General features: G+C 74.9%; 8 protein-coding genes and 1 other RNA gene. All 9 read right to left on the bottom strand.

All coding sequences use genetic code 11. From position 1 onward, the window contains the following. A partial coding sequence (locus E4P41_RS20635; protein WP_245177538.1) for a DUF222 domain-containing protein occupies nucleotides 1–862 on the bottom strand: 862 nt, incomplete at its 3' end. Between the two features lie 192 nt (nucleotides 863–1,054). Beyond that, nucleotides 1,055–2,575, bottom strand: coding sequence for an adenylate/guanylate cyclase domain-containing protein (locus tag E4P41_RS20630; RefSeq protein WP_135143083.1), 1,521 nt, complete (start codon nucleotides 2,573–2,575; stop codon nucleotides 1,055–1,057). 87 nt (nucleotides 2,576–2,662) lie between these two features. After that, the gene (locus tag E4P41_RS22455) at nucleotides 2,663–2,827 is read right to left on the bottom strand and encodes a hypothetical protein (RefSeq protein ID WP_167761203.1); all 165 of its coding nucleotides are present in this window, start codon (nucleotides 2,825–2,827) and stop codon (nucleotides 2,663–2,665) included. A gap of 129 nt (nucleotides 2,828–2,956) precedes the next feature. Then, nucleotides 2,957–3,577 carry a GNAT family N-acetyltransferase gene (locus E4P41_RS20625; protein ID WP_135143082.1) on the bottom strand — a complete coding sequence of 207 codons (621 nt, stop codon included), beginning with the start codon at nucleotides 3,575–3,577 and terminating at the stop codon, nucleotides 2,957–2,959. Nucleotides 3,578–3,672: 95 nt separating this feature from the next. Continuing rightward, nucleotides 3,673–4,047, bottom strand: a transfer-messenger RNA (tmRNA) gene (gene ssrA, locus E4P41_RS20620). 58 nt (nucleotides 4,048–4,105) lie between these two features. Continuing rightward, on the bottom strand, nucleotides 4,106–5,242 hold the full coding sequence (locus E4P41_RS20615) for a magnesium and cobalt transport protein CorA (RefSeq protein ID WP_135143081.1): 1,137 nt from the start codon (nucleotides 5,240–5,242) through the stop codon (nucleotides 4,106–4,108). Between the two features lie 300 nt (nucleotides 5,243–5,542). After that, a complete protein-coding gene (locus E4P41_RS20610) occupies nucleotides 5,543–5,839 on the bottom strand; it encodes an anion permease (RefSeq protein WP_280661459.1) in 297 nt (98 codons plus the stop codon). A 55-nt stretch (nucleotides 5,840–5,894) separates the two neighbouring features. Next, entirely contained in the window at nucleotides 5,895–6,437 is a 543-nt protein-coding gene (locus E4P41_RS20605) for a carboxymuconolactone decarboxylase family protein (protein ID WP_135143080.1), read from the bottom strand. After that, the coding region (locus tag E4P41_RS20600) for a hypothetical protein (protein ID WP_245177536.1) at nucleotides 6,434–7,504 on the bottom strand (1,071 nt) is incomplete at its 5' end. The genes E4P41_RS20600 and E4P41_RS20605, both read right to left, overlap by 4 nt.

Raw genomic sequence — 7,504 nt, 5'->3', positions numbered from 1 at the left:
GCAGCACCCGCACCGGCGGCAGGTCGGTCTCACCGGGGCGCAGCACCAGGTCCAGCAGCGCGTCGACCATCTTCTGCCCCCGCGTCCGCACCGGCCCCTCCGACCCCTCCGGACCGTCCGGACCGTCCGGACCGTCCGGACCGTCGGGGTCGTCGGCCAGCGCGTCGGCGTACTGCACCAGCGCGGCGTGCAGCGCCCGCGCCTCGGGCATGGTGCACACCACGCTCAGCGCGGCCATCCCCTCGGCCCGCTCCGGGCGGATCGAGATCCCCCGCTCCGTCAAGGCCTTGGCCAGCCGGCGGGCGGCGGCGGTTGCGTCGCGCTGGGCGACGATCCGGCGGGCCTTGTCCCCCAGCTGCGCCGGCGAGGTGACCGCCTGCCGCCGGCCCATCCAGGCGATCAGCTCGGCCTCGATCTCCGCCCGCAGCACGTCGTCGGCGACCGGAGCGACCTTGTCGATCAGATGCCACAGATGCCCGGCGTGCAGCACCCCCGACTCCAGCGCCGCCAGCGTCGCCGGCAGCCGGTGCACCAGGATCAGCGACTCGGCCAGCAGCCGCTCGGCGCCCTGCTGGGTCAGGTTCAGCGCGATCGCCACCTCCGGCGTCGCCCACTCACTGACGGGCCGGAGCACGTCAGCACGGGCGGCCCAGCGTTCGGCGCTCATCGCACCGCGTTCACCCTGGGCCCGATCGGCCGACGCCGGCCGGGAGGTGGCGAACTCCGCCACCGCCCGCGCCCGCACCGCCGTGGCCCGGGTGATCTCCCGTGACGCGGCCTGCACCACCCCCAGCGGCCCGGACGCCCACCCGACGGCGGGTGCGCCAGCACCCGGAGTGCCGGTCCGCGTCCCGCCGTCCATGTGCTCGATCATACGTTCGAACGCGCCGATGGGCAAGGGGAAAGGTGCTGGCCAGGAGGCCGTGCACACGGGCAGGGCAAGGCCGGGGCTGCCTTCCAGGCGGCTCGACGATGGCCGCGCGAGGACGCCGCGCGACGGCGTGGCGCACGGTCACCGAGGACCACCGGAACGGAGAATCGACGCGCGCCGAGCTCAGCCCGCGCGGGGCACCCAGGTACGCGTCGGCTGGTGGCGGCCGCGCAGCTCGGCGACGGCACCGGTCACCCAGTGCAACGCCTCGTCGTCGCCGGCGGCACGCACAGCCTCCTCACTGGACGATGCGCGCCCCGGCTGGTCCTTGGCCAGGTCGCTGAGCCGGGCCGCCTCGTTCACCGGATCGCCGATCACCGTGTACTCCAGCCGACTGGCCGCACCGACCTGCCCGGCCCACACCGGACCGCAGGCCACGCCGACGCCGAGGTCGAGCTCGCCGGCGGCCTGGACGGCGGCGCTGATCCGCCGGGCCGCGCGCAGCGCAGCGCCCGCCGGGTCCGGATGCGAGGTCGGAGCACCGAAGACGCAGAGCGCGGCGTCCCCCTCGAACTTGTTGACCAGCCCGCCCTCGCCCTCGACCGTGTCGACCACGACGGCGAAGAAGCGGTTGAGCAGGCCGACCATCTGCTCGGGGCCGGTGCGCAGCACCAGCGACGTCGAGCCGGCGATGTCGACGAAGAGCGCGGCGACGGTGCGCACCTCGCCGCCGAGCGAGGCGCCGGTGACGAGGGCCTGCTGGGCGACCGGCGTCCCGACGTGCCGACCGAACAGGTCGCGCAGCCGCTCGCGCTCGGCGAGGCCGGCCACCATCGTGTTGACGCCCTCTTGCAACAGGCCGATCTCGCCGGCGTCGTCCACCGGCACGCGGACCTCGTGGTCGCCCGCACCGACCCGCTGCACCGCCCGCCGCAGGTCGCGCAGCGGCGCACCGACCGAGCGCCCGGTCAGCACGGTCGCCAGTAGACCGACGAACAGCGCCACGACGGTGAGGAAGACGATCGCCGTCTCGTTGGGGCCCTCGGGGTTGCTCGGGTCGAGGAAGAGCAGCGTCAGGGCGAGCAGCGGGACGCCGCTGGTCAGGCCCCAGGTCAGGAGCAGCCGGGGGCGGACGCCGAGGCTCAGCGCCCCCGTCGGTGGGTGGGCCTCGAGGGCGCGAACGGTGACCGCCCGGGCGATCCGCACCGCGAGCAGGTAGGTGACGCCGGCGGTGACCACGCCGCCGAGCAGCGCGGCCAGGGCGAGGCGCAGACCGACGAGCGGGAACGGCGAGACGACGGCGCCGACGACACCGACCAGCACGGCGCCGCCGAGCCAGGTGACCGCAGCGAGCAGCGCGATGTCGACGGGGAGCCGCAGCGCCCGGGCGGCGTCCTCCGGAGTGGGACGGCGGCCGGCCGCCAACCAGGCTGCCGTCCGCCGCTGCAGCCGCAGGCCGGCCAGGACGCCGAGCGGCAGTGCGACGGCGAGGTAGCCGAGCGCGGTGAGCACGATGACCGTGCGGCCGCCCCCGTCGTCCCGCGCCCCCACGGACAGGCCGACGAGCAGCAGCGCGACGGTGGCGACCCCGACGAGGTTGGCGGCGACGGCCAGCACCACGATGACCGGCACCGCACGCCGGCCGGTCGGCGCCCACTCGAGCGCCGCGTCGAGCCGCCGCGCAGCGGCAGGGACGCCTCTCACGGGCCGATTCCCAGGGTCGGGACGTCGTACACGGCTCTCATCGTCACCGAGGGACCCGACCCGCGGTGCGGGACCCCCGGCCGATCCTCAGGCGAGGGCCGCCTCCAGGGCGTCGGCCTGCTGCACCAGGTCCGCCGCGGTGGTCAGCCAGCCGGCGACCAGCAGCAGCGGCCACGGCTGCTCGTCGTCCAGTGAGGCCGTCGTCGCGACCAGCGAGGCCTGGGCCACCGCCCTGCACGCCATGTTCCGCATGACGGGCTCCTTCCATCGGTTGCCTGGACGGTCGGCACCGACGACGCAGGAGTTCAGCCGTAAGACGCGGACCTCATCCCGAAGGGTGGACGCAACCGGAGACACGGCCCACCGCGCCGCCGCGCAGGATCAACGCTGTTCCTCTCCGGGGGCGGCCTCGCCGTCATCGCCGTGTGACCTCTGCGGAGCGGCCCGGCTCACCCGGGCCACCGGCCGGAACCCGCGTCCGCGGTACCAGCCCAGCGGCCAGTCGTCCTCGTCGGCGCCGACCAGCAACCTCCCCACGCCGTCCGCGGCGAGCCGCCGGCGGACCGCCTCGAGCAGCGCGTCACCGTGGCCCCGCCCGCGGTGCCCGGGGAAGACGTCGACCTCCTGCAGCCGTGCCGTTCCCGCATCCGCCGGCAGGAGGAAGGCGCCGACCGCGCCGACGAGGTCGCCGTCCGGACCGGCCGCCAGCCAGAGCCGCAGGCCGAGCCCGCCCGTTCGCTCACGGGTGCGCCGCACCAGGGCGCGGGCCTGTTCCGGGTCGAGACCGAAGCCGGCCTCCACCTCGACCCGGCGGACGGCGTATCGAGCCCAGTCGGCGTCGGTGGTGCAGGCCTGCAGGGCGAGGGCGAGCGGAGCGATCGGGACAGCGGCGGGGCGCACGAGCAGCGTCCGTCCGGCGCCCGGCCGCTCACCGCCGGCCAGGACGCGGGCGCCCGGCCGCAGCAGCCGCTCCGAGGCGACGGCGAGGGCGGTGGGGTCCACGGGCGACAGCCTGCCCCCCCCCGGCCGGCGACCCGGGACGGTGCCGGACGCACGAGAGCCCCGCGAGGACGTCGTCCTCGCGGGGCTCTCGGCTCTGGTGGAGGTGGCGGGAATCGAACCCGCGTCCTTCGACGCAGAACCAGGGCTTCTCCGAGCGCAGTCCGCTGTGTCTCTGCTCGGCCCTCCCGATCTCACGGACGAGACGGGATGACGGACCCAGTCGCTGTGCGGTGTCCCGCGCGCGCCCGCGACCGGCACGCACGGTGAGTCATCTAGCTGATGCCAGATTCCGGGCCGATGACGAACCCGGGCTGACAGACTCGCCTAGCTGCTGTCAGGCAGCGAGAGCGAAGTCGTGCTGACGTTCGTCGGCACTTGTTGAGTCGCAACGGATGGTTAACGAGATCGTCGTTGCCTTCCTCGGCTCGCTTCCCCTGGTCGAACGACCGAAGTCGAGACCATTCACCCCCTGTGTAGTTGTGCAGACAGCGTAACGGCACCTGGCCACGGGTTGTTCCCGCGGCGGGCTCAGATCCAGCCGCGGCGCTTGAAGACGGCGTACAGCGCCAGGCTGACCCCGGCCATCAACAGCAGCGCGAACGGGTAGCCCAGGTCCCAGCGGAGCTCCGGGATGTCGTCGAAGTTCATCCCGTACACCGTGCCGACGAGGGTCGGCGCGAAGAGGATGGCTGCCCACGCGGAGATCTTCTTGACCTCCTCGCCCTGCGCGATCGAGGCCTCGGTGAGCTCGCGGATCTCCTCGTTCTGCCGCTGGGCCACCAGCGTGGCGTTCACGGTGAGGATGTCGCGCAGCTGCAGCCGGAAGGCCTCGACCCGCTCGGTCACCGAAGTGACGTGGTCGGCGACGTCGCGCAGGTAGCTGCGCAGCTCCTCGTCGACGCCGTACTTGTCGAAGCCGGCCGCGATCGCGGCGAGGATGCCGGTCAGCGGCGCGGCGGCGCGCTGGAACTCCAGCACCTCCTGCGACAGCTCGTAGATGCGCCGGGAGACCCCGGGGTCGCCGCGGAAGACCTCGGTCTCGATCTCGTCGATGTCGGTGGCCAGGCCCGCGACCACCGGCGAGTACCCGTCGACGACGGCGTCGAGGATCGCGTAGAGCACCGCCTCGCTGCCCTTCTCCAGCAGCGCCGGCTCGCTCTCCAGCCGCCGGCGCACCCTGGAGAGGTCCGGCGACTCACTGTGCCGCACGGTGATGGCGAAGTTCGGCCCGAGGAAGAGGTGCAGCTCGCCGAACTCGACCTCCTCGGCCGCGTCGACGTACCGCGCGGCCTTGAGGACGACGAACAGCGTGCTGCCGTAGCGCTCGAACTTCGGCCGCTGGTGGGCCTTGATCGCGTCCTCGACGGCGAGGTCGGGCAGGTCGTACTGCTCGGCCAGCTCACCGAGCTCGGCCGGCTCCGGCCGGTAGAGACCCAGCCACACCAGGCGCTCGGGGTCCTCGACCAGCCACTCGTGGCTCTCGGCCACGCTGTCCGGCGTGGCCACCCGCCGGCCCGACGAGTAGACGGCGTTGTCGACGATCAGCGACGGCCGCTGCCGGTCCGCCGGCGCGGGGGTCGGCGGGGCCGCGAGGGCGAGCTCGGACCGCGGCCGGCGGGCCAGGGTGGACAGGGCGGTGAGGGACGCGCGGCGGCGGTCGACCACGGTGGACTCCCGGGGAGACGCTGGAGCGGGGGGACGCGTCAGAGGTCCGCACCCGCCGGCCCCGCTGCAGGCAGAAGGACCCCGTCCTCCCCACCCCTCGCAAGCTCGGGGCGGTGCCCTGGACGGGGCCGGACGGGGGCAGCGGGATCCTTCACCAGGCGGTGCGGACCCCGGTCGTGGTACTGGGCGGTTCGCTGCGCATGTGCTCAGCACCTCCCGTCGTCCGCAGGCTCCGCGTCCACCGGGCCGTCGTCCATCGTGACATGCGCTGTCCACCCGCCTCCCCCGGACGGGTGAACGTCACACGTCGAGCACCAGGTCGATCAGCCCCGGCAGCAGGACGACGATCAGGATCGCGCCGAGGACGTCGAAGGAGGCCCCCGACCGGATCGTCTTGGTGATCGGCACGACGCCCGAGCCGTAGACGATCGCGTTCTGCGGCGTCGGCACCGACAGCATGAAACCGAAGGACGCCGCGAAGGTCGCCGCCAGCGCGGGCACGAACGGGTCGATCCCGGCCGCGATGGCCACCGGAACGATGATCGGCACGATCACCGCGGCCGAGGCGGTGTTGCTGGTGGTCTCCGAGATGACGATCGCCAGGATGACGCCCTCCCTGGAGGCCGTGCGTCAGACCATCGGGAGGGGGCGGCTATCCGGCGACCTCTCCGGTCGGCGGCGGCACCTCCAGCGCCACGAGGAAGCGGGACACCATCGCGTAGCCGGCCACGAGCGCGGTCAGCTCCACGACCTGGCGGTCGTCGAGGTGCGCCCGGACGCCGGCGAAGACGTCGTCCGGGACGGCGACCGCGCGGGTGGCGGCGTCGGTGAAGGCGAGGACGGCGGCCTGCACCGGCGTCCACACCGGCTCGGCCGCGGCGTCGGGGCGGCGCAGGACCTGCAGCTGCAGCTCGGCCAGCCCGGCGCGGCGGCCGATCGGCTCGTGCGCGGCCCACTCGAACGCCGCGTCGTCGAGCACCGCCACCCGCAGGACCACGAGCTCGCGCAGGTCGGCGGGGAGCGTCGTCCCGCCGCGCAGCGCACCGAGCAGCGCGTTCCACCCCTCGGCCACCGGCGGGCTGTGCAGCAGCAGCCGGTCCAGCGTGGACAGTCGGCCGCCGCGGCGGACCCGTAGCAGCTGCGCCGTCGGCCCCTCGTCGGCCGCCTCGGGCAGTCGCGGACCCGGCTCGGTCACCGGGCGGAGAAGACGCCGGCCGGGTAGGCGCCGTTCGCGACCAGCCGGCCCGACAGCTGGCGGCCCAGCTCGATCACCCGGGCGGTCCGCTCGCGGCCCAGGTGCTGCCAGGGCGCCGCGGACAGCGCGTCGGTCCCCGTCTCGATCTCGGCGCGCAGCCGGCGACCCTCGTCGGTCAGTCCGCCGTCGGCGAGCACGCCCCGCTCGGCGAGCCGCTCGCAGGCCACGGCCCACTCCTCGTCGCTCCAGCCCCGGGACGCCTTGGCGGCGGCCTCGGTGAAGCCACGGCCGGTCAGCGTGTGCGTGACGAGCGATTCGAGGCCCGACAGACCCGACCGCACCAGGCCGGCCACGTGCGCGTCGCCGCGGTGCTCGCGCAGCAGCGTGGCCCCGTGCCACAGCGCCGGCACCGGCTCGTCGGGCCAGGGCTGGTCGGCGTGCCCGGCGTAGGGCGGCCGACCCTCGGGGGTGAGCACGCTGCAGGCCTCGCGCAGCAGCCCGGCCAGCTCGGCCACCTCCGGCGCGGCCGCGGCGTCCGGCCCGCCGAGCAGCCGGGTCAGGGAGGCGCGGGCGCCGTCCAGGCGGGCGGCGAGGACCTGCTCGGGACTGGCGAGGGTCCAGGCGCGCGGCACGTGCCGGGCCACGAGCGCCGGCGCGAAGTTGGAGAAGGTCGCGACCACGGTGCCCGCCCCGACCGCTCCCATCGCGGCCGCCCGGCCGGCGAAGTAGCACATGCGGCCGGGGCGCAGCCCCACCGCGGTCAGGTACTCGTCCTGCTCGGGTGAGAAGTACACGTGGTTGTGCAGCGGCTCGACCGCGCGGTGCGCGCGGGCGACGTCGGTGGGATCCGGGGCGGGCTGATCGACGCTGACCATGCGTCGGACCCTAAGAGGACCCTCCTGCCCCCCACCACTTGCGAGCTCGCGGCGGGACCCTGCAGGCGGGCCGAGCCCGGGAGGGCCGGCGTCCCGGCCGAGCGAGCGCAGCCAGCGCCGCTGCCACGGCGTCTCGACCGCCCGCGGGTGGTGGCGGGCGCGCACCCACCGGACGGCGTCGGCGGCCGGCAG

The organism is Geodermatophilus sp. DF01-2 (assembly GCF_004571065.1).
GTDB lineage: Bacteria > Actinomycetota > Actinomycetes > Mycobacteriales > Geodermatophilaceae > Geodermatophilus.
Note: the sequence above shows the minus strand (reverse complement) of the source record. Positions and strands in the feature narration are given on the sequence as shown.